The organism is Mediterraneibacter agrestimuris (genome assembly GCF_943193195.1).
Lineage (GTDB): Bacteria > Bacillota > Clostridia > Lachnospirales > Lachnospiraceae > Schaedlerella > Schaedlerella agrestimuris.
In genome coordinates this window covers 1-20,574 of the sequence record NZ_CALPDG010000050.1, presented here as the reverse complement: position 1 = coordinate 20,574, position 20,574 = coordinate 1, and the positions used below count along the sequence as shown (strand labels likewise).

Genomic DNA, 20,574 nt, shown 5'->3' with positions numbered 1-20,574 from the left:
AAAGTAATGATTTTGATTCATTTATGAAATTCGCAGTGTAGTTTTGTGCAATTTTTCAAATTTGCTCATTTATAGTATAAAAAAATAAAGGTTTGAAAGTGATTTATTCCCTCTCATTCATCATATCTCACAAAATAGAGAAATTTTCATTTTACCGTCTTGACACTTACAGAGATATTTATTATACTTAGGTTACTAAGTAATGGAGGCGAGGTATGGAACACGATAAACACGCAGCACGTTATGTCAGCAAGCTGTCAAATAAATTACGCAGAAAAATTGATGCTTTTTCAAGTAAGGAATCTTTCAGCGGTTCTCAGGGACGAGTGCTGCATTTTATTTTAGCTCAAAGCAATGATGTTTTTCAAAAAGATATAGAAGAAGAATATAGCCTGCGCCCGCCAACAGCAACCGAACTGCTGAAAAAAATGGAGAAAAACGGCTTGATATATCGGGAAGCTATGGCAAGTGACGCAAGAATGAAACGAATCGTTGTCAGAGAAAAAGCATTGCAGTATAAGGATATGGTGATAGCAGATATTACCGCACTGGAAGAAGAACTAACAAAAGATATTTCGCAAAATGAGCTGGATATTTTTTTCAAAGTAATTGAAAAAATGCTTGAAAACATTTCGTGAAAGTGTTAAGGCTGTCGATAAACCGGCAGCTACATTTTAAAATATAAACTTAGGAAACTAACAAATGGAGGTATCACTATGAATGAAACAAAAGTGGATTACTTAAACGGGAAACTATTTCCCATGATTTTAAAATTTTCCATACCAGCAGCTATCTCACTATTGATAACAGCTATTTATAATATTGTGGACAGAATGTTTGTTGGCAATTTTAACGGGACTTCCGCATTAGCGGGCTTATCCGTCTGTTTTCCCTTATCTTATATGATGATGGCTTTTGCTTTGATGTGCAGTGCAGGGGGGTCTACCTTTTTCAGTTTATTCTCTGGTCAGAACGAACCGGAAAAAATGAATCAGTCTTTTGGTAATGCTATGGTGCTTGTTTGTGTGTTTGAAATAATACTAAGTGCTTTGCTTCTCATATTTCCTAACCCGATTTTAAAGGTTTTCGGAGTTACGGAAACCGCATATCCATATGCAATTTTATATTATCGGATTGTGGCTTTAGGGTGCGTTTTTCAAGGACTGTCGCAATTATTTTGCGATTTTGTCCGTGTGTCGGGAAAGCCAGTTTTAGGAATGTGCGTAACGGGCATTGGGGCAGTCACAAATATTATTTTGGATGCTGTTTTCATCATTATTTTTGATTGGGGTGTGATAGGAGCTGCAAGCGCTACTGTAATAGGACAGATTTTTTCAGCTCTTTTCGGAGCGTATTTCGTATTTGGAAACCGGACACAGGTTAAAATCTCAAAGGATATTTTTCATTTGAACAAAGAATTATGTTTGCAGATTATTTCCTGCGGTTTTGCATTTTGGGCAGCACAGATGGCTATGGGATTTATCAGCCTTGTTTATAACAGTCAATTAGGAAAATATGGCGGTGATATTGCAATCAGCGTATATGCAGTCATATCAAGCATTATGACGTTTGTAATTATGCCTGCAAGCGGTATCAGCCAGGGCATCCAGCCGATCATCGGGAACAACTATGGCTCTGGAAATTACAGGCGGGTCATATCAACGCTTTGTCAGGCTGCCATATTTTCGGTGTGTATTACCTGTTTTATTTGGATGATTGTTCTTGTCTTTCCAAAACAGCTCCTTGCTGCTTTTGGCGGGACAGAAGAAATGTTCCGAATTGGCATTTCCGGTTTGCGTATAAATTTCTGCATTACACCTGTTTTGGGGTTTGTAATGTTAGCTACGACTTTTTTTCAGTCAATTAACCGTCCAGCGCCATCTATTATTATAACGGTTTTGCGACAGATCGTTTTTTTAGTGCCATTTATTTATGTTTTGCCGATTCCTTTTGAAATCAATGGTATTTTCTTTGCACAGCCAATCAGTGATTTGCTTGCAACGGCTCTTTCCATATTGCTTGTTTTAAAAGAGAAAAAAAGAATGCTGTTCCATTCTGCGCCAGAGCTTGTTTGAAAAATACTTTCGGGCAGATGTATTCCCCACTTAGTGGGGGATGCAGCTGACGGGAATATTTTTTTAACAAGCTCTAAGTTAAAGATTGAACTTTTAAATTGAAAAAGGATATTTAACTGGAAAAGAGGGGAGCAATATCAATGAAATTATTTACATTTTCGGAAAGAACTGCAAAAGAAATATGGTACATGGTATAAATGGTTTTTATTATAATATATAACTCTTCTATTTTTGCATATCTTCCAACCATTCCATTTACCGTTGAATAAACACTTCAGATAATATGGTTGTCCGTCCCCTGCACCACCGGATAGTTAATTTCTGTATCCTCAATATAAATCCAAGCCACAATATCCAGATTGATCTCACTAAGTGCATCAAAATCTACGGTCAGCGGAGGTCAGGTTCCCTCTTTCCAGACTGGCTTCCATTTTGTTCCTCATCTCCGCTGTCTTCTGGGGCCTCATCCACCCAGACATACTGCTCTATCTCAGTATAGGAGGATTCCCCTTCACCATATTCCTTCATCTGTCGATAAATCTGGAAGGCGCCTAACATAAAAATCCCTGTAAAAATTAAAAAATCCTGTACAAATCCACATCACAATAAAATTAACTATAGTCGCTACATTGGACAATATATTGAATAAAATAAATTCCCAAAGGCTTGGATGCTTCGAAATCCATGTTTTCACACAGCTCATCATCTCTCCTTCCCTCCATTTAATAATTTCTCATAAGCATGGTTGCTTTTTCTGTTTTTAAAATATCCAATAACGAGCCTTGTAATCCCTCCCCAAAAGTGACCATTTACTGCTGAAAGCACTCCCTGTACCATCTCCATACTAACTGCTCCTCCAGTCATCTTTGCAATCCCCCGGAATGGCATATTATAAATAAAATGTTCAAATCTGGTTTACCTTTTTCTTCACTTTTTTTCTTTTTATTGGTCAAAATCCGATAAACCCATCTGGCAAGCCCGCTTTTCGCATAATACATCTGGCAAATTGCATCATTTATATCCAACCTGCCCCTCCATTTTCCATTTGGAATCGGATAGCCAAGTAAAACCTCGTATTCCTGATCAGATATCTTTCCAATCAATCCATTCATATAAGAAGTCATCTCTGCATTTGGATACGGTTCCTCCTCCGTAGTCCCTTTAACTGTAAGCATTCCTGTTAACCGGATATCCGCCACACAGGCTCATATCATAATCTGATACTCACCGCCTTCTGTTTCCCATTGTCCTGTTTTTACATTCCAATAACGGAAGGTCTTATCATCAAATAAAATCCGGATTTTTTTCGCTCTCCTTTTTCAAAAACACTTTTTGGAAACCTTTTAGTTCTTTCTTCGGACGAAACACCTTTGCGCCTGGTAATCCCACATAAAGTTGCACCACCTCAGAACCATCCATAGATCCGGTGTTTTCCAGTGTAAAACAAACCCCGTTTTCGTCTATCTCCAAATCTGAATATGAAAATTCTGTATAGGAAAGTCCATATCCAAACGGAAACTGAAAACGCACGCCGCTGGTGTCATAATATCTATACCCCACAAACAGCCCTTCTCTATACTCCGAATTTCTCTCTGTGCTTGGAAAATATCGGAATGCAGGTGTATCTTCATACTTAACTGGATAGGTTTCATTCAGCCTGCCAGAAGGATTTACTTTTCCCATAAGGACATCAAGCATGGCTCCTGCTCCTGCCTGACCCGCTAAATCCAAAGCCTCTTTCTTCATGGCCGCATCTGCTTCCCCTGTTCGAGAATATCCTCTGCTTACACCAATCACCTGCAGGTCATAACCGCCAATCATTGTTTCCATAGATTCTACACGAATCGGATTTACCATGGACGATCCAGCCCCTTGGTATCTTGGATCTATGGCAAAATCTCCAATTAATGTTACTCTGCTCTTAGGACACCCTTCACGCTCTTCATGACGGCATTTGGGGCGACGCCTTCCCTCCTGGCAATCTCATTGATGGAAAGCCCATCAGCAAGGCGGCACACGCTCCTTCTGTACATCCGTCAAGCTGTCAAGCACCTCCTGCAATTCCCCTCTGCACTCATCCGATACAAGGATGCTTTCCGGCGTTTCCCCATCAGAATACTCCGCACCCTCAAACTGCACCGCATCCAGAGAATAGCAGTTCTTCCTATGCTGCTTCAATCAACTGTAACCTTCAGGTTAGGGACATATGAATACCATCCATACACAGCACCCTCGCCCAGATTTAAGAAATGTCTTCCTTATAGAATTTTTTCCTACAACTGCTTCTTTATGAGAAAGAGACGGAACTATACCCCTGTTCATAAAATAGACAGCATTCAAATAAAGCAAGAAAAACTACCATCAAAAAAATAGCTTAAACAAAATCCAATCTTTCTTTCATCGTTTTACTTTGACAGCCATTTCACATACTCCGTTACCACATCACTTGTCTTGCTTAAATAAATACACTCTTTCGCCAGCGTGATATCGTCCGTGATAATATTATCTACATTCAGATCAATCATGCGGTTTATACTTTCTTCCGTATTCACTGTCCACACATAAATTTCTTTTCCTGCATTATGGACATCCGAAACCAGCTTTTCCGTGACATTCGATGCCTCTATGCTAAAATGGTCTGCCGCTGTAAGGGCATTTATATCGCCATAAGCAATGCTCATAACATACACTGTCTGGATACGGCTGTCACATGATTTCATTTTTTCCAACACGTCATATACCTGGGATGTAACGACACACTGATCCACAGACTTTTCCGTTTCTATAATCCCCGCAACCTTCTTTTCAAATTCATGTTCATGCCCCGTAGGTTTCATTTCGATATTCAACTTTATCCCATTCTCTTTAGCAAATGCAATCACCTCTGACAGAAGCGGCACCCTCTCCCCTGCAAACCTGCTGTCAAAAAAGCTGCCAACATCCAGAGTCCTGATCTCATCATAATCCATTTCCCAGGTGTTCCGGTCAACTCCAGCTGTGCGCATAAAATTAGTATCATGCATCACAAAAATCTGCCCGTCCCGGCTCTGCTGCACATCCAGTTCGATCCAGTCTGCCCCAAGTTCCTTCGCACCCTCAAATGCCGCCATTGTATTTTCCGGATAACGGGCAGATGCCCCGCGATGCGCCGTTACTTCCATGGTACGGACATACTCAATCTGTACGCTTACCTTATGGTTATAGATGCCATACAGATAAAAACAGCAGCAGACAACTGCCCCCAGCAAAACTACCCCTTCTGCCGCATACCGTATTTTCCTTCTTTTTTCCTTTTCCTGATGCCTGTCCGCTTCCCCATGTATGATTTCCTCCTGCCTGTCCTCCTTATGCCCATAGAACAGGATACTGATGCAGGCATAGCTTACCGGCGTGCCAAATGCCGACAGGACAAGAAGGGAAACCGCAAGATAAACCCATACCACGGATGCCGATACGATCCCCACCAGTTTCAGCCTCGAAAACACTCCGCCTAAGAATACCGCAAGCCCTACCCCCAACATGGCAAAAACAAAGAACAAAACAGAAAGGCCAAGCTGCACCCCCGCCAAAGCCACGAAATCTTTCATCTTATTTTTTCCGCTAAGTGCTGCGCTCCTCTTCCTGGCCTCTTTAAATCCACATCCTTCCAGCGTAAAATAGTGAAATGCATACATCCACCTTAACAGCAGCACACCCAGCCCAACCAGGACACCAGAAAATAAAAGCAGCAGATGCACATTCCCCTTAATAAAATCCATGATATACTCCGGGACTGCAATACTGCCCACATATCCTGACGCCACCCCGATATTCAGGAACGGTATCAAAAATAATACGACAAAAACCACCAGTATATTTTTTCTGTGGAACACTCTGGCCGCATTATGAAGGGCATATCTTACCGTCTGCACCAAGTCTGCTTTTTTCCCTTGATAAGACTGGTCCAGCAAAAATATGACTGCCCCGATGTCAACCATAGAATAAACAGCCATGCAGACAGTCAGCAAAAGAAGCGCCAGAAGAGTCAGGGGATTCAGGAAAAAGGAAAAGACATTTTCTATTGTCAGATATTGATATCCCGTTACTTTCATAATCCCGTTGAATGCCCACAGAAAAAGCGGTGTAAATATGGTCAGGGATAATACCTTATATAAAATTTCAAACTCTGCCATTGTCCGCCAGTTTACTTGAAGCAGATCCATTACCTTTTTTATTTTCCTCATAAGCTGTGCCCCCATTTCTTTTCCCTGCCCTTTGCCGGGACTCATTTACTGCCGTATTGCGTTTGGATAGATCCGTTCCATTTTTGCATCATCAAAATGTTCATCCATGGCCTGCTCCCATCTGTATACTGCGACCTTTCCATCTGCCCGCGTATCGTACCGGACAAGTGCAAGCACAGATACGAAAACATTAAATGCCATAAACACCACCAGTATCCCTGTCAATACCCATCCGGTTTTCTTTAAAATGATATCGATCAGCCATGCCGCTTTTGGATAAATTCCTTTAATCCATACAACTGCCGCAATCCCCCAGAAAAAACAGTAAAGCAAATTGATCCTTCCTCCAAGGTTGAAGGGCATGGCACTGTAGTCCCAGAAAACTTTGCCAAACAGAATCTCCGTAAAAACGCTGCAGATATATTCATAAGCCCCTCCAAGGAAAACGCCCACCCAAAAGATATAGTGTTCCTGTTTATCCCTGTCTTTATAAAGCAGCACCGTCACAAGTGCAATCGCAAGCCCCCATACCACACTGAACGGTCCCCATACGAGGCTGCTCCTGCTCATCCAGATACCTGATGTAACCCGGCAGAATATTCTCTCCACAATATCACCCACAAGAGCCCCGATCAGGAACAGCCAGAACACCTGTGCAAAACCGCACCGTTCCTGATCCTTTACCGTTTCTTCCTTCTCCCGCAGGATGGCAGGGTATGACCTGCCTATTCTTTTTTCAATATGTCCTGAAACCTTTGTGGCAAACCGGAATGTCCATCTCTGCAACTTATGGTTCCAGCCAAGCAGCCCCCAAAGCGCAGAATACTGTAAGCAGATATATCCGTCAAAATTCCATCTTTTATCAGAATAATCCCACCACTTTTTCTGCTTCATCCTTTCCAGTGTTTTCCCTGCAAACCACTCCACGGCAGTAGCCACCGCCATGCTTCCCAGAAAGAGGAACAGCACATCGCCTTTCAACTCCTGCAGGAATACGGTCAAGATCACCCCGGTAAACCCATAAAGAAAACAAAACGGTCCTGATGCAAAGCCACGGTTCCTGAAATTCCTTACTTTTACCGTCGCAACTGCCGTCTCAGCAAGCCACGCCAAAAAAGAATAGGTAAAAAAGAGCATGGCAAGTTCATAAAATGTGTAGTTCATTCCGACCTCCCCTAAGCCTACACAATCGTTAATGCAGCAAATGTATCATTCCTTTGTCATTCAGCTTCTTTATAAATGCAAGCAGGAACGGAACGCCAAGCATCCCTATAAATCCTGCAAAACGCAGGCCCAAAAGCATTCCCGCCAGCGTAAGCACAGGATGGAGCCCCACCTGCTTTCCGACCAGCTTCGGTTCGATGATGTTCCTGACCACAGTTCCAAAAAAGTAATAAAAAAAATCAATCCATAGGACGCAATACATTTTAACAGAGTCCCGCCAAAATACCCCTTTGCCTCCTGCATAATGGCTTTCTGTTTTTCTGGAATCTGCCTGAGGAGGAATCCATTCACCTTATCAAAATCAATGGTAAGAAAAACAGTGGCAATTACCGTAATGACTGTCCTCATAAAAACTCCGGGAATTTTTGTGGCAGCTCCCGCCACCTCCGACAATGCCGCATTAGATAGCGAAATGATCCCGCTGCTCAATGCCGTCAATATGTTTTCAAAACTGCCCTCCAGAAGCTCTATCCCCGAAGGATCGGCCAATATAAACAGCCCCTCTATCCATGCAAAACCATCCTCTAAAAACGGAAAGATAAAATCCTGAAAGACCGTTGGAAGAAATGCGATGATCTGCTTTGCTCCTGAAAAGAGCCATACCCCCAGCCAAACAGCCAATCCCCCGACAGTTATAAAAAATACTGCTGAAAGCAGGATGGAAAAGAACGCCCTTTTCCACCTGCTTTCCCCTGCTATACGGCGGACGGGCTTAGCCAGAATATATGCAATGCCGTATGCCAGCACAAACGGAAAAAGCACTGGCAGCAGACATTTAAAAACTGCATATATGCACACCGCTATCACTGCCCAATAGCAGAATTTTATCAGAAAATCTTTTCTCTGCTGCATTTTCAGCACGTCCTGATCACCCATAATGCCCTCCTTAGTAGCCGTACCGCTTCCTATATTTTAGGAACATAAACACGGACAATGCAAGCGCCATCAATTCCGCCGCAGGCGTTGCCAGCCAGATTCCATTCACACCTAAAATAATCGGAAGCACAATCATCGTGATCAGCATAAATACAAACGATCTGGAAAATGCAAGGACAGCCGAAACAATCCCGTTGGATAATGCGGTAAACATCCCGCTGGCAAAAATATTAAAACCAATAAACAGAAGCGCTATGGTACATATCCTGTTTCCAGTCACTGCGAGATCATACACCGGATTGTCCGGGCGGGCAAAAACAGAAACCAGCGGTCTTGTCAGAAGAAAGGAAGCCGCAACCGTCACAAGGGAAATTCCCGCAATCACTCTCATGCTGACTGCTACCATCTTCTTCAGCTTTTCATGGTTCTGTTCCCCATAATAATAACTGAGCATCGGAGCCACGCCATAAGAATACCCCGTATAAAGGGAGCTTGCAAACATCAGCACATACATGATGATGGTAACCGCAGCAACCCCATCCTCGCCCACATAATGCAGCATTGTCCAGTTAAACATCATTGTAATGATCCCGGTAACAAGCGCAGTCGCCATCTCCGAGCAGCCGTTTGTAGCCGCATTCGCAAGAACCTTGAACCGAGATACAGGCTTTTTGAAATGAAGCAGGCTCTTTTTCCGGCTGAAAACAAATACCCCCACAACTGCCGTCACGGAGTATCCAAGCCCCGTTGCAATTGCAGCGCCACTGATCCCCATATCGAATCCGGCAATGAACACATAGTCAAGCACCATATTAAGGACACCACCTGTTACAGAGCAGACCAAAGAAAGGTTCGCTTTTTCACTGGCAATCATATAAAGCGTGAAATTATTCATCAAAAGGATCGGCACCGTGAACACCAGATACCGGCTTAAATATTCCACACAATACCCTTCCACATCAGCAGAAAGGTTCATGCCTGCAAAAATATGATCCATTGCCAGATATCCAACTGTACACATGACAACCCCCACAATGACATTTACTAAGATCAGGAACGTAAAATCTTCCTTTGCCTCATCCGTTTTCTGCTCACCCATCTTTTTCATGATGACCGCGCTGCCACCAGTGGCAAGCATAGTAGAGATGGCTGTCACGAGCTGAATGATTGGTGCTGTCAGATTGATTGCCGAGAGAGCGTTTGTCCCGATCAGGTTTGACACAAACAAACCGTCTACCATTGTGTAAAAGGACATAAACACTGTCATTGCAATGGTAGGTATGGCGAATTTTAGGATATTTTTCAGCGTTACAGGCTTTTCATATACATTTGAGTTTTCCATAAATTTTTCCTCCATTCATCTTGTATTTGTTTCCTGTGTATGATACTATAAACCGTACAGTAGCTGTTCAGTCAATACAATTTTAAATTTTTTTATGAGGTGACCATGAATAAGAAAGACAAACTTCTCACAATCGGCCAGTTCGCAGCCATGCACGGCATCAACAAAAAGACTCTTATGTGGTATGATGAAATCGGGCTCTTCAAACCGGTTGTCATCAACCCCGAAAACGGATACCGCTGTTATAATTACTACCAAAGCCCTGTCCTTGAAACTATCCTGCTGCTGCGGGAACTGGATGTGTCCATCAATGAAATACAGGACTTCATGAAAAACCGATCCGCTGCCAGTTTAAAATGCCTTCTGGAAGAAAAAATCGGAACTCTTGACATGCGGATCACCCATCTGCAGGCAGTCCGGACAACTTTATGTACGCATCACCAGAATATGGACACTCTGCTGACCATGGACTTATCCGAGATCAGCATCGTGGAAAAGGAGGAACACTGTCTAGTCACTGTAGACGTAGACCAAAATACCACCTTCGAACAGGAAGTGGAACTGATCACCGCTGAAACCGAAAAATACCGGCTTGGACGCCTGCATAAAGCTTCCTATGGTTCCATGATCTCCGTTAACAGCCTGCTAAACGGCAATTTTGAAAATTATTCCAAACTTTTCATTGAAATTCCTTTCCTCCCCTATCAGACCGGCCTGCATATCATGCCTAGCGGAAAATATCTGCGAGCCTTCCATAAAGGGGAATGGGGCGGCATTCCAAAGCGGTATCAGGAAATTTTCGCTTTTGCAAAAAAGCATAAGCTGAATCTCCATGGATTTTCTTACGAAATGGGCATCAATGAAAATGTCATTGACCGGATTGAAGATTATATTGTGCAGATTGAAATCCCCATTGGCGGATAACTAATGACTGTATCCAGTCAAAATGGTTATATGGGCTGTTTCATGAAATTCCATCTGCAACAGCCCTGAAAAATTCCACATGCTTTAACTCATATCCTTTCGACATGAAATCAGGGTCCGCACTGGTCTTTACAATAATCACCTGCTTGGAAGGGTTCACATAAATCCACTGTCCATAGACGCCGATCGCCATAAACTCGCCCTGATCCCCTTCCGGCACCCACCACTGGTATCCATAGCCAATCGCATTATAAGCGTCATAATTCGATCCCGGCCTGGAATATTCTGCGCTGATATCCATGCTGTCTTTTACCCATTCCTTGGGAAGAATCTGTTTCCCATTATAACTTCCCTCATTTAAATACAGCCTTGCAAACCTTGCATAGTCCCTGAGAGAAACGCTTAATCCGCCCATTGCAAGTTCCGTTCCATTGCTCAATGTCCAATAGGCATCATGGTCTGCGCCAATCTTTTTCCAAAGTTTTTCTTCCATATACTCCGCAAGACCGCACCCAGTAGCATTTTTAATGACCTGCCCTAATATTTCTGTGTTAATGCTCAGATACCTGCGATATGTGTAAGGTCCCTCCTGTATCCCATATTTAGAAATAACCTTCATAGCCGGGCGTTCCATCAGAGTGCGCATGGAAAAACCACTCATATCCTTTTCTTCATTAAAATTAATTCCCGAAGCCATCTGAAGGCAGGCTCTGACCGGGATATTTTCCAGCTCGGTACCCACAAATTCCGGTATGTATTTCCCAATCGGTTCTTCTACACTACCCACATATCCTTCTGATACGGCGATCCCCATTAAAGCCGATACAAATGACTTTCCCATGGAATTTGATGAAAATAATGTATCTTCATTCCCACCGAAAAAGTATTTTTCATACCGGATGATAGCGTCTTTGATGACGAGCATGGCAGAAGTTTTTGTATCTTCCATAAACTTTTCAGATGGATAAAACTTACCTTCATATTGAAAACCTTCCGCCAGTGTAACATTATGTGTTCCATGCCCATCTCCTCCATTTCCGAAGGGCAGATTTTATTCCCTTCACCATACGGAGATTTCAGGGGCCTTTTGGATACCCACATTTAAAATTTTTTCTTGAAAATTTTCCTTGCGTCCTCAATCGATTTCACGACTGCCCGGTGCTGTACCTTTTCCTCCCGTGCAATCTCACGCATGGATTTCCCGTCTGCAAGCATCTGGAGCCTCCGCCGCTGCACATCTGACAGCCCGTCCATTGCGCAGGCGATACGCTCTGCATCCTGTTTCTGCTCCATCTGTACCTCCGGTGTTTCCTCCGTGCCATATTCGCTGCCCTCAAACTGCACCGCATCCAGCGAATAACAGTGGTAGCGTTCCTTCCTTGCAAGATTGTCCTCCTGCCGTCTGTCCTCGATGATGACTTCGCCGATGGATTCCTCCACCTCGACTTCTGACACCGTCCCGTCTGCAAATTCATATTTAATTTTCATTCAGATTTCCTCCAGTCTTGAAATTTGGTTAAACAGTTTTCAAGACTGAAATGGCGGCGCACGGCCTCTACATGGCCGGCGTTTCAGAGCGCAAAAAAGGCGCACCCGAACAATGGCAGGCACACCCATATTGAAAATGCTGTATTCTTTTGTATTCTTATCGGGAAACGAACAGAAATGTGTCAAATAAAAAAAGTCCGCAGTCCCCTTGAAAGGAACTGCGGTATGTACAGAAAAAAATGATGTTTAGCCGCGGGCACCGGGATCTGGTCCCCTGCTCGTGCCATGCCCATGATATCCCCTTTCCTGGGGACAGCATTTTGTTCCGGCTTCCCCGGTGCCCACCGGTGCCTCCCGCTGGAACCCCCTCCCGGAACCTTCCACCGACATGGCCTGTCCTTTCCTTGAACAACAGAAAACACCCGGTAAAGTGCAGCCAGCCTGACTGCCTTTATCGGGCGTAAACATTTATTTTGGAGTCAAAAAGAGCGTGCTGCAATCCACATCTATAGTGAAACGCAGCACGCCCTCCAACATATGTGTCACACTTCTTTTACCGTTTTAATATATAATAAGCCGCCAGTAACATCTCCGAAAGTAAGAATGATCCACCAGAACCTTTACCAGTCCTAACTATGGACACTCCCACTATTTATGGGCTTCCCACATACATTCTGTAATCTGCATATTCGTAAATTCTGCCTGGAAAGAACCTTCTTCCGGACTGCAGGCATAAATGCCAAAAGAAATATCCCCATCCCCTTTCCACAAATGGCATATACGCATCTGCTGGAATGTGGTGCCATCTGTACTGCACTCAATACAATAGTCTGATTCCCTTCGGCTAAGCCGGTACCATATAGATTTCACCGATGCATCAATATCTGTCGTTGCCCAGTCAGAATACCCATGGTTTGTAACAACACTGCCAAGCCTCTGGTACTGCTCATTTTCATATTCAATCGATGCTTTCATCCAATTTTCACTATCCAGATACACTACAATACCGCATTGGTCAAATCTGGACTTGCTGTCAAATTCTGTTTTTACGATGAACGAAAAATACTTTTCCGATGTTTTCATCTGCAGGACTGGCGCACTGTCATTCTGAAACCCGTAGTAAGTCCTCTGCCACAGATCAGTTTTTGGCTGTGTGTAAATAGTAATCCTGTCATCTGTCACGTCATTTCGGTCTGCTTCCCTGATCCAAAACAAGTTTTTCTTTTCAAATTTCATATGAACCTCCTCTAAATATTGTTCGCATCATTTTCCGTTATCTTTCGGATTATCTTACATGGGTTGCCTGCCGCAACCACCCCTGGTGGAATACTTTTTGTCACAACGCTGCCTGCTCCAATGACCGAATCATGTCCTATCGTAACGCCGGGCAGGATCGTAACGTCTCCTCCCAGCCAGACGTTATCCTCAACTGTAATAGGCCTGCAGGTTTCTATCATATAGTGATGACCGTCCGGTGCCATCCTTACATTCCGTTCCCTTGCTAATAACGGATGTACCGGGGTCAGAAATGATACGTTCGGACCTACAAAAACATCGTTTTCAAGCCTGATCTCAGCACAATCCAGAAACACTGCGTTAAAATTAATATAGCAGCGTGCTCCAATATATGTATTGCAACCATAATCAAATTTCACAGTTGGATAAATTTCAGTATATTCACCTATCGATCCAAGAAGGCCTTTTAAGATGCTCCGGCGCGTTTCTATTTCACTTTCCGATGTACGGTTGTACTGCTCCGAAACATCCCTTGCCGTATTTCTCTGTGAGACCAGCCATGGGTCAGAAGTGTCATACCATTCGCCATTCAACATTTTTTCTCTTTCCGTCATTATACGCCTCCCGATCAATGCCTGATCTTGTATTTTTCCCTGTCCTCATCCGTTATTCTGCGGATTACCCTGCACGGATTACCTGCCGCAACCACTCCATCCGGAATATCCCTGTTTACTACGCTTCCCGCCCCAATAACCGCATTATTTCCAATGGTCACACCAGGAAGCACTGTCACGCCCGCCCCAATCCAGACATTATCGCCAATCGTGATCGGATAAGCATATTCCAGCCCCTGATTCCTCTGTTCAACATCCAGAGGATGACCGGCAGTATGGAAACCACAGTTTGGAGCCACAAATACATTATCCCCAAATGTTACCTTTGCACCATCCAGAATCACGCACCCATGATTGGCATAAAAATTCTCGCCAACTTCAATATTATAGCCAAAGTCGCACCAGAATGGGGCATTGATGGTAAACTGCTTTCCCAATCTCCGGGTTATAATTTGCGTCATACAGCTCTCCCCGCGATCTTTTCTCTTTTTCTGTCATTTACCAAATTGCTTTCTGGTCAAGGGCTTTCTGGTACATACCCTCCTGATAATATAAATCAATATCATCCGTATAACAGAAATCCGGCATATATTCTTTTGGAATCCATTTTAAGCAGCCCAAATAAACCTGTTCTGCCTTTTCCTCATCTAACAGATCCCCCGCTAAAAGAATGCTGGAAGGATTTACTGCCACAATTAAAGAAGTCACTGCCTTTACGATGATCGGCAGCGCCGTTTCCGGGGATAACAGCCTTAATTCCTCTTTCCTGTCAAATTCATAAGGAAGAAAGCCGACCATGCCCGCAAACTGGTTATTTCCTTTCAGAACCGTTCCATGATAAACGCTGGCCGTCCCCGGCAAAACGTTTGCCGGGAAAAAGCAGAGGGTAACAATGTCATCCTCCCTCCCCTCCTTTTTATAATACCCGTAGGCTTTATAATGGATATCATTCTCCATATGGACCGGAAGCCCAAATCTATGCTCCAAAAGCTGAACCAGCGGCACCTCCTCCATCTCTGCTATATCACAGTGACGGACAATTCCATTTTCCGCTATGCTTGGCGTGCCCACTAAAATCATTGCGGCATTCATATGCTTTTTCAATTCCTTTTCAATCATTCCTTCAATAGCCATATAATCCAGATGCCGGAAAGCCCTTTCATAATGCCCTAAAATATTCCCCAGTGGGGAAGTAACAGCCACCCGGACAGTCTTAGCTCCTGCAATCATCTGGTAACTAACACAGATATAGCTCTCAAATTCTTCATTGTATTGGTAAACAACAGAAGCGCGTCCAACATCGTTAATCTGCAACTTCTCGCCTAAAACCTCACCATTTTTTTCCAATTCATTCAAAAGGGTATTACAAGTAGCAACACTTAAGCCTGTTCTCTTAGAAATTTCCAGTTTTGTAAGCTGTTTTCCCTGCCACAAAAGACGGCGGATCAAATCCATATTCTGCCTTTTTACGCCGGCAGAATCCATCATAAATATCGCCTCCTCACATTATTATAATAATTGCCGTCAAGCATTTTCTATTAACCCATTCTGTCTGAAAGCCACATCGTTTTGATATCCTTCTAACTCTTTCCTCCAAAAAATAATATCGTCTTCCGTAATTTCCCTTATCACTTTACACGGAACCCCTGCCGCTATGACGTGGCTGGGAATATCCTTTGTTACCACTGACCCAGAGCCGATTACAACATCATCCCCTATCGTTACGCCCGGATTAATAACGACATTTCCCCCAATCCAGACACTGTCACCAATTTTAACCACCCTTGCATATTCCAGTTCCAGATTTCTCACTTCAGCGGAAAGCGGATGCCCCGCCGTATAAATGCTGACATGCGGTCCAAGAAATACATCATCTCCAAAAATCACTGCATTTTCATCCAGAATCGTCAGTCCTGTATTCGCATAAAAATGTTTTCCAAAATAAATCTTATCCCCATGGTCACAATAAAATGGATGCGTAAGGACCATATCTTCTCCAGCCTCTGCAAAATGCCCTTTCAATTCATCTAATGCACTTCTGTCACTCCAGAAATCAGATTCATTAAATTTTTTGCAGGCGGCCCTTATTTCCGCCCACGGGTTATCAGAAATCATATACGGATTATATAGCTTCCCTGAAATCATACGTTCCCTTTCTGTCATATTCCCTCCCTGAACAAAAACTGCCCACCAGTCTTCCAAATGTTTCATCCATTTTCCGAAACCACTTTATAATCCGTGAAATATCGGCCGCTGTTTTTCATAGGTGCAGAAATACTGAAACCCCAGTTCTTTCAGCAGATGTCCGGCCTCCTTAATATAAGCCCCTAAATGTTCCGCCTTGTGGCTGTCACTGCCAATCGTGATGATTTCGCCTCCCAGTTCCCGGTACAGCTTTAATATATTTACAGACGGTGTTGTATTTTTCAGCCCATACCGGTGGTATGATGTATTGAACTCTATTCCCCTGCCATCCGAAATCACGGTTCTCAATATCTCTGAAATGATCGGTTTTACTTTTTCAAACGGATATTCGCCTTTCTCATCATACCGTGCAATAAGGTCCATATGCCCTAACACACTGTAATCCCGATATTTCCTTATGACGTTCAGCATTTCCTCATAATATTTCCCATTATATTCCTTCTGGCTTTTCCCTCTCTGAAAATCCTGTGTCCAAAATTCCTGGTCATCCACCTGATGAACAGACAGAATCACAAAATCAAAAGGATATTTGTGAAACAGTGCCCTGTATAACGGAATGGTATGTACCTGCATACCAAACTCAATTCCAATCTTTATCCGAATTTTCTCCCTGTATTTTTCCTGCAATTCTTTAATCCTGGCAATATATACCGGATAATCCACATTGGCAAGCGGTTCCTCTCCCCGATACAATATTGGCTTCCCACAGTCCCAATCCTGCTTAATGCCATAATCCACATGGTCTGTAAAACAGATTTCGTCCATTCCCCTGTCTATGGCATCCCTGACAACCTGTTCCATCGGATATACCGAATCGTTGCTGAATTCCGTATGTACATGATAATCTGCAAACATATCCTTCCGCCCTTTCGGTTTAAAAATCCATCCGCTCCAGGATATCCTGCCATGCCTCCCCGTCTATCTCCTCGTCACGGAACAGTTTCCGTCTGTCCTTTTCCGTAATCTTCCGGATAACCCTGCATGGATTGCCTGCCGCGATGCACCAGTCCGGGATGTCCCTTGTCACCACACTGCCGGCACCGATCACCACGTTATCCCCTATGTGTATGCCGGGGCATACCACCGTGTTTCCCCCAAACCATACGTTATCCCCTACTGTCACTTCCCTGCCATACTCATATGCCGAATTGCGGCTGACCGGATGAACGGGATGCCCTGCCGTGTAGATTGCCACATTGGGAGCCATCTGGCAGTTATCGCCTATCTTGATTTTTGCCACATCTAAAAGCGTACAGTTATAATTTGCAAAGAAATTCTTTCCCACCTCGATGTGCTTCCCATAATCGCAGTAAAACGGCGGGTTCACAAAAGCGTTCTCGGACTTCCCGAAAAGTTCTTTTACCGTCTCCCTGATTCCCGCAAAATCCGAACGATCCATAAAATTCAGTTTCTGCAGGATTTTCCTGCATACAAGCTGTTCCTCAAAAACCGTATCATCCGAAATATAAGCCAGTCCTGCATCCCGGCGCTGTCTGTTCGTCATATCCATTTTCACTGTTCCTCCATACATTCATTTTCAGGCTGGTCATCGAACCGCCTGTCTTTAAAATAATATTCCTCGTCATGCTCATTGATTTCCCGGTATACCTTACAGGGACTACCGAATGCTATCACATTTGCCGGTATATCCTTTGTCACGACTGCCCCCGCCCCGATTACGGAATTTTCCCCGATTGTAACCCCCGGCAGGACAACCACGTTTGCACCGATCCACACATTGTCGCCAATCGTGACAGGGAAGGAATACATACCATCTGCCCGGTGCTTCGGATGAACGGGATGCCCAGTTGTACACAACGTCACATTAGGGCCGATCAGGACATTTTTCCCTATCGTAATTTTCCAGTCATCAATCAAGGTCAGGTTCATGTTTGCATAAGTGCCGTCTCCAATCGAAACGTATTTACCAACCGCAGCCGTAAGCGGTGGCACAATCCAGACATTTTTTCCGACCTCTCCGAACAGTTTAGGAAGGAGCGCAGCCCGTCCGTCCATGTCCTCCGGCGGTAATGCGTTGAACTGCCGCACAAGTTTTTTTGCCTGCGCCTGCAGTGCCATATTCTCCTCGTCATCCCCCCATAAATAGCCGTTCTTCATTTTTTCCTGTTCTGTCATTTTCATTATCCTCCATTTTCACTGTTTTATATTACCACAATTCCAATCTGTATCCTTTTTTAAATTTTCATTCCGCTCCATTATACACCGTAAGGTCTTTGACCCATTTATATTTTTTATAATGACGATACACTGCCGGAAGCTTTACAATCTCATCCAGATTGACAATAAAATATACAGCCAGCACTGGAAGTTTCAGCATAAATGCCGTCAGAAATCCAAGCGGCACGGTGATACACCACATGGTCACTGTATCACATAGAAAACCGAATCTGGAATCCCCTCCTGCACAAAAAATACCTGCAATTGTCGTCCCGTTCACAGACTTTCCCACCATGTAGTAGGAACACATGACAAGCATCCATTTGAGATATGCATTTGCAGTAACACTTAAATCCGTTACCGTGAGGATCAGAGGACTTAAGGCAAGCAACACGATTCCTGATGTTACACCGCACAGGACAGACAATCTGCACAGCCTGCCTCCATATTCTTTTGCCTTATCCAGCCTGCCAGCGCCCAGTTCATTGCCAACCATGATCCCTCCGCCGCTCCCAAGTCCCATGCAGAAGCAGGCAACAAGGTTTTTCACAATATTAGCAATCGAATTGGCCGCGATGGCGTCCGACCCAAGATGCCCCATGATAACGGAATACATGGTAAATCCCACGCCCCAGACAATCTCGTTGCCAAGAACGGGAGAAGAATATTTCCAAAAATCGTGCCGCAATCGTTTGTCATTGTGCATGATGTGGCATGCCCTCAGCTTAACGCTGTCTTTTTTTACGGTTTCAAAAATACACCACGCCACCTCTATCACTCTGGCAATCACCGTGGCCAGCGCCGCACCCGCAATTCCCATTTGGGGTAATCCAAACCAGCCAAAGATAAGGATTGCGTTCAATATGATATTGACCACCACACTTACAGAACTGATCACGCTGGATCTTGCCGCTTTGCCCGTGTTCTTCAATATGCAGAGATATACCTGTGAAATACCTGTCAGCAAGAACGCCGGGGAGACCGTCCGCAGGTAAACCCTGCCGCCTTCAATCAGTGGCAGCTCGTTGGTAAATACACGCATTAAAGATCCCGGAACACACATTCCCGCAAGGAAAAACAAAAACGAAACAGCTGCGGTAACTTTCATAACATAGGCAAAAATCCGTTCAACGGCCCCTTTATCTCCCTTGCCCCAATACTGGGCTGAGAACATGGAAAGCCCTATCGTCATGGCCATGAGAAATAAATTTTCAACAAATGTAACCTGGCTTGCAAGGGATACCGCCGACAGGGAATCCTGCGTCTGCATACCGAGCATAAATGCGTCTGACGCACTGACCAGCGCCAGCATGAACTGCTGGAAAGCAATGGGAAACACAAGCGTCAACAGCTTTTTTGTAAAATCATACGATTTTTTCTCTTTCATCTTTCCATCCGCCTGATATTTTTTATTCATGACAATAGAAGACTCGCAAAGCGAGGATTCTATTGTTTGACAATATCAGGTTTTTGCATTAAAATCATCCAGTATCCTCTATTTTTATATAACAATCTTCCATTTAAGAGGTGATTTTATGGATAACAACACAAAATACTGCTCCGTGTTCAATTCGGATTCTTCTGAAACGGTTGCATATAATAACCCTCTGTTCCCCGCCTATGTGGTATATGGACTCCTTTCCTCCTATCCGGACTATTCTTCCGTCAGCCACTGGCACAAGGATCTGGAGTTTATTCTGATAAAAAGGGGAACTATGACCTATAATGTAAACGGCCGGCTGATTGAACTGGAGAAAGGCAGCGGGATCATGGTAAACAGCTATCAGCTCCATTATGGCTTTTCTGCGGAACATAACGAATGCGAATTCGTCTGCATCCTGCTCTCCCCGGAATTATTGCAGGTGAACGATTGGTTTTATCAGAACTATATTGAGGCTGTCACTGAAAATTCAGCATATCCTTACCTGTATCTTAGCCATAATGGCTGGATGTCATCCGTCATGGAAAAACTGGATGGGATTTATGATTCTTTTGGCAAAGTCCCCGCAGAACCGTTATCCTATTTTGAATTGATGGAAGATTATTTTATGCTCATGAAAATATTGTATGAAAATCTTGATATTGGAAGCCAGACCCGGAAACCGGAATCTACCGACCTGTCTTCCCTCAGAAGCATGATGACCTACATAGAGGAACACTACATGGAACACATCACTCTGGCAGATATT

At 43.8% G+C, this 20,574-nt stretch carries 23 protein-coding genes and 2 pseudogenes; 4 read left to right on the top strand and 21 right to left on the bottom strand.

All coding sequences use genetic code 11. From position 1 onward, the window contains the following. Positions 1 to 215 precede the first annotated feature (215 nt). Positions 216 to 638: a MarR family winged helix-turn-helix transcriptional regulator gene (locus NFS18_RS16680; RefSeq protein WP_251392370.1), complete on the top strand. Its 423-nt coding sequence runs from the start codon at positions 216 to 218 to the stop codon at positions 636 to 638. A 78-nt stretch (positions 639 to 716) separates the two neighbouring features. Beyond that, positions 717 to 2,075: an MATE family efflux transporter gene (locus NFS18_RS16675; RefSeq protein ID WP_251392369.1), complete on the top strand. Its 1,359-nt coding sequence runs from the start codon at positions 717 to 719 to the stop codon at positions 2,073 to 2,075. Between the two features lie 390 nt (positions 2,076 to 2,465). On the opposite strand, the gene NFS18_RS16670 is transcribed toward NFS18_RS16675, so the two are convergent. The 10 genes and pseudogenes from NFS18_RS16670 to NFS18_RS16640 all read right to left on the bottom strand — a co-directional run bounded on the left by NFS18_RS16670 (position 2,466) and on the right by NFS18_RS16640 (position 9,740). After that, the gene (locus NFS18_RS16670) at positions 2,466 to 2,633 is read right to left on the bottom strand and encodes a hypothetical protein (protein ID WP_251392367.1); all 168 of its coding nucleotides are present in this window, start codon (positions 2,631 to 2,633) and stop codon (positions 2,466 to 2,468) included. 144 nt (positions 2,634 to 2,777) lie between these two features. Next, positions 2,778 to 2,939, bottom strand: coding sequence for a hypothetical protein (locus NFS18_RS20105; RefSeq protein WP_331477739.1), 162 nt, complete (start codon positions 2,937 to 2,939; stop codon positions 2,778 to 2,780). Further along, entirely contained in the window at positions 2,936 to 3,274 is a 339-nt protein-coding gene (locus NFS18_RS20100) for a hypothetical protein (RefSeq protein ID WP_331477738.1), read from the bottom strand. Before NFS18_RS20100 ends, NFS18_RS20105 begins: the two co-directional genes overlap by 4 nt. A gap of 6 nt (positions 3,275 to 3,280) precedes the next feature. Further along, positions 3,281 to 3,821 (bottom strand): annotated as a pseudogene (locus NFS18_RS20095) (fibronectin type III-like domain-contianing protein). Between the two features lie 255 nt (positions 3,822 to 4,076). Beyond that, entirely contained in the window at positions 4,077 to 4,253 is a 177-nt protein-coding gene (locus tag NFS18_RS16660) for a hypothetical protein (RefSeq protein ID WP_251392366.1), read from the bottom strand. Between the two features lie 227 nt (positions 4,254 to 4,480). Then, positions 4,481 to 6,298: a glycerophosphodiester phosphodiesterase family protein gene (locus NFS18_RS16655; protein ID WP_251392364.1), complete on the bottom strand. Its 1,818-nt coding sequence runs from the start codon at positions 6,296 to 6,298 to the stop codon at positions 4,481 to 4,483. Positions 6,299 to 6,343: 45 nt separating this feature from the next. Beyond that, the gene (locus NFS18_RS16650) at positions 6,344 to 7,462 is read right to left on the bottom strand and encodes a putative ABC transporter permease (RefSeq protein ID WP_251392362.1); all 1,119 of its coding nucleotides are present in this window, start codon (positions 7,460 to 7,462) and stop codon (positions 6,344 to 6,346) included. Positions 7,463 to 7,490: 28 nt separating this feature from the next. Next, a complete protein-coding gene (locus NFS18_RS20000) occupies positions 7,491 to 7,724 on the bottom strand; it encodes an AI-2E family transporter (protein WP_408631565.1) in 234 nt (77 codons plus the stop codon). 51 nt (positions 7,725 to 7,775) lie between these two features. Next, a pseudogene (locus NFS18_RS16645) lies at positions 7,776 to 8,374 on the bottom strand (AI-2E family transporter); the annotation flags it as partial. A 34-nt stretch (positions 8,375 to 8,408) separates the two neighbouring features. Then, on the bottom strand, positions 8,409 to 9,740 hold the full coding sequence (locus tag NFS18_RS16640) for an MATE family efflux transporter (RefSeq protein ID WP_251392359.1): 1,332 nt from the start codon (positions 9,738 to 9,740) through the stop codon (positions 8,409 to 8,411). A 105-nt stretch (positions 9,741 to 9,845) separates the two neighbouring features. Between NFS18_RS16640 and NFS18_RS16635 the strand changes: the two genes are divergently transcribed. Next, positions 9,846 to 10,664, top strand: coding sequence for a MerR family transcriptional regulator (locus tag NFS18_RS16635; protein ID WP_251392357.1), 819 nt, complete (start codon positions 9,846 to 9,848; stop codon positions 10,662 to 10,664). 40 nt (positions 10,665 to 10,704) lie between these two features. On the opposite strand, the gene NFS18_RS16630 is transcribed toward NFS18_RS16635, so the two are convergent. From NFS18_RS16630 to NFS18_RS16580, 11 genes are all read right to left on the bottom strand, one after another. Then, the gene (locus NFS18_RS16630; RefSeq protein WP_251392355.1) at positions 10,705 to 11,613 is read right to left on the bottom strand and encodes a serine hydrolase domain-containing protein; all 909 of its coding nucleotides are present in this window, start codon (positions 11,611 to 11,613) and stop codon (positions 10,705 to 10,707) included. A 152-nt stretch (positions 11,614 to 11,765) separates the two neighbouring features. Then, complete coding sequence (locus tag NFS18_RS16625; RefSeq protein WP_251392353.1) at positions 11,766 to 12,152, bottom strand: RNA polymerase sigma factor; 387 nt, start codon at positions 12,150 to 12,152, stop codon at positions 11,766 to 11,768. Between the two features lie 648 nt (positions 12,153 to 12,800). Then, on the bottom strand, positions 12,801 to 13,388 hold the full coding sequence (locus NFS18_RS16620) for a DUF1349 domain-containing protein (RefSeq protein ID WP_251392351.1): 588 nt from the start codon (positions 13,386 to 13,388) through the stop codon (positions 12,801 to 12,803). A gap of 11 nt (positions 13,389 to 13,399) precedes the next feature. Further along, positions 13,400 to 14,002 (bottom strand): sugar O-acetyltransferase, encoded by a 603-nt coding sequence (locus tag NFS18_RS16615; RefSeq protein ID WP_251392350.1) that lies wholly within the window; start codon positions 14,000 to 14,002, stop codon positions 13,400 to 13,402. 14 nt (positions 14,003 to 14,016) lie between these two features. Continuing rightward, on the bottom strand, positions 14,017 to 14,463 hold the full coding sequence (locus NFS18_RS16610; RefSeq protein ID WP_331477736.1) for a sugar O-acetyltransferase: 447 nt from the start codon (positions 14,461 to 14,463) through the stop codon (positions 14,017 to 14,019). Positions 14,464 to 14,500: 37 nt separating this feature from the next. Continuing rightward, entirely contained in the window at positions 14,501 to 15,490 is a 990-nt protein-coding gene (locus NFS18_RS16605; RefSeq protein ID WP_251392348.1) for an ROK family transcriptional regulator, read from the bottom strand. A 36-nt stretch (positions 15,491 to 15,526) separates the two neighbouring features. Further along, on the bottom strand, positions 15,527 to 16,213 hold the full coding sequence (locus NFS18_RS16600; RefSeq protein WP_251392346.1) for a sugar O-acetyltransferase: 687 nt from the start codon (positions 16,211 to 16,213) through the stop codon (positions 15,527 to 15,529). An 18-nt stretch (positions 16,214 to 16,231) separates the two neighbouring features. Continuing rightward, complete coding sequence (locus NFS18_RS16595; protein ID WP_251392345.1) at positions 16,232 to 17,062, bottom strand: histidinol-phosphatase HisJ family protein; 831 nt, start codon at positions 17,060 to 17,062, stop codon at positions 16,232 to 16,234. A 19-nt stretch (positions 17,063 to 17,081) separates the two neighbouring features. Next, on the bottom strand, positions 17,082 to 17,711 hold the full coding sequence (locus NFS18_RS16590; RefSeq protein ID WP_251392371.1) for a sugar O-acetyltransferase: 630 nt from the start codon (positions 17,709 to 17,711) through the stop codon (positions 17,082 to 17,084). Positions 17,712 to 17,719: 8 nt separating this feature from the next. Next, positions 17,720 to 18,343 carry a sugar O-acetyltransferase gene (locus NFS18_RS16585; RefSeq protein WP_251392340.1) on the bottom strand — a complete coding sequence of 208 codons (624 nt, stop codon included), beginning with the start codon at positions 18,341 to 18,343 and terminating at the stop codon, positions 17,720 to 17,722. A gap of 67 nt (positions 18,344 to 18,410) precedes the next feature. Next, positions 18,411 to 19,772 (bottom strand): MATE family efflux transporter, encoded by a 1,362-nt coding sequence (locus NFS18_RS16580; RefSeq protein ID WP_251392339.1) that lies wholly within the window; start codon positions 19,770 to 19,772, stop codon positions 18,411 to 18,413. Positions 19,773 to 19,920: 148 nt separating this feature from the next. On the opposite strand from NFS18_RS16580, the gene NFS18_RS16575 reads away from it, so the two are divergent. After that, a partial coding sequence (locus tag NFS18_RS16575) for an AraC family ligand binding domain-containing protein (protein WP_251392338.1) occupies positions 19,921 to 20,574 on the top strand: 654 nt, incomplete at its 3' end.

Bases quoted from the DNA above. Each gene is read 5' to 3' on its own strand.
- NFS18_RS16680 (WP_251392370.1), top strand. From the start codon at position 216: ATGGAACACGATAAACACGCAGCACGTTATGTCAGCAAGCTGTCAAAT.
- NFS18_RS16675 (WP_251392369.1), top strand. From the start codon at position 717: ATGAATGAAACAAAAGTGGATTACTTAAACGGGAAACTATTTCCCATG.
- NFS18_RS16670 (WP_251392367.1), bottom strand. From the start codon at position 2,633: ATGTTAGGCGCCTTCCAGATTTATCGACAGATGAAGGAATATGGTGAA.
- NFS18_RS20105 (WP_331477739.1), bottom strand. From the start codon at position 2,939: ATGACTGGAGGAGCAGTTAGTATGGAGATGGTACAGGGAGTGCTTTCA.
- NFS18_RS16655 (WP_251392364.1), bottom strand. From the start codon at position 6,298: ATGAGGAAAATAAAAAAGGTAATGGATCTGCTTCAAGTAAACTGGCGG.
- NFS18_RS16650 (WP_251392362.1), bottom strand. From the start codon at position 7,462: ATGAACTACACATTTTATGAACTTGCCATGCTCTTTTTTACCTATTCT.
- NFS18_RS20000 (WP_408631565.1), bottom strand. From the start codon at position 7,724: ATGTATTGCGTCCTATGGATTGATTTTTTTTATTACTTTTTTGGAACT.
- NFS18_RS16640 (WP_251392359.1), bottom strand. From the start codon at position 9,740: ATGGAAAACTCAAATGTATATGAAAAGCCTGTAACGCTGAAAAATATC.
- NFS18_RS16635 (WP_251392357.1), top strand. From the start codon at position 9,846: ATGAATAAGAAAGACAAACTTCTCACAATCGGCCAGTTCGCAGCCATG.
- NFS18_RS16630 (WP_251392355.1), bottom strand. From the start codon at position 11,613: ATGGAAGATACAAAAACTTCTGCCATGCTCGTCATCAAAGACGCTATC.
- NFS18_RS16625 (WP_251392353.1), bottom strand. From the start codon at position 12,152: ATGAAAATTAAATATGAATTTGCAGACGGGACGGTGTCAGAAGTCGAG.
- NFS18_RS16620 (WP_251392351.1), bottom strand. From the start codon at position 13,388: ATGAAATTTGAAAAGAAAAACTTGTTTTGGATCAGGGAAGCAGACCGA.
- NFS18_RS16615 (WP_251392350.1), bottom strand. From the start codon at position 14,002: ATGACGGAAAGAGAAAAAATGTTGAATGGCGAATGGTATGACACTTCT.
- NFS18_RS16610 (WP_331477736.1), bottom strand. From the start codon at position 14,463: ATGACGCAAATTATAACCCGGAGATTGGGAAAGCAGTTTACCATCAAT.
- NFS18_RS16605 (WP_251392348.1), bottom strand. From the start codon at position 15,490: ATGATGGATTCTGCCGGCGTAAAAAGGCAGAATATGGATTTGATCCGC.
- NFS18_RS16600 (WP_251392346.1), bottom strand. From the start codon at position 16,213: ATGAAACATTTGGAAGACTGGTGGGCAGTTTTTGTTCAGGGAGGGAAT.
- NFS18_RS16595 (WP_251392345.1), bottom strand. From the start codon at position 17,062: ATGTTTGCAGATTATCATGTACATACGGAATTCAGCAACGATTCGGTA.
- NFS18_RS16590 (WP_251392371.1), bottom strand. From the start codon at position 17,711: ATGACGAACAGACAGCGCCGGGATGCAGGACTGGCTTATATTTCGGAT.
- NFS18_RS16585 (WP_251392340.1), bottom strand. From the start codon at position 18,343: ATGACAGAACAGGAAAAAATGAAGAACGGCTATTTATGGGGGGATGAC.
- NFS18_RS16580 (WP_251392339.1), bottom strand. From the start codon at position 19,772: ATGAAAGAGAAAAAATCGTATGATTTTACAAAAAAGCTGTTGACGCTT.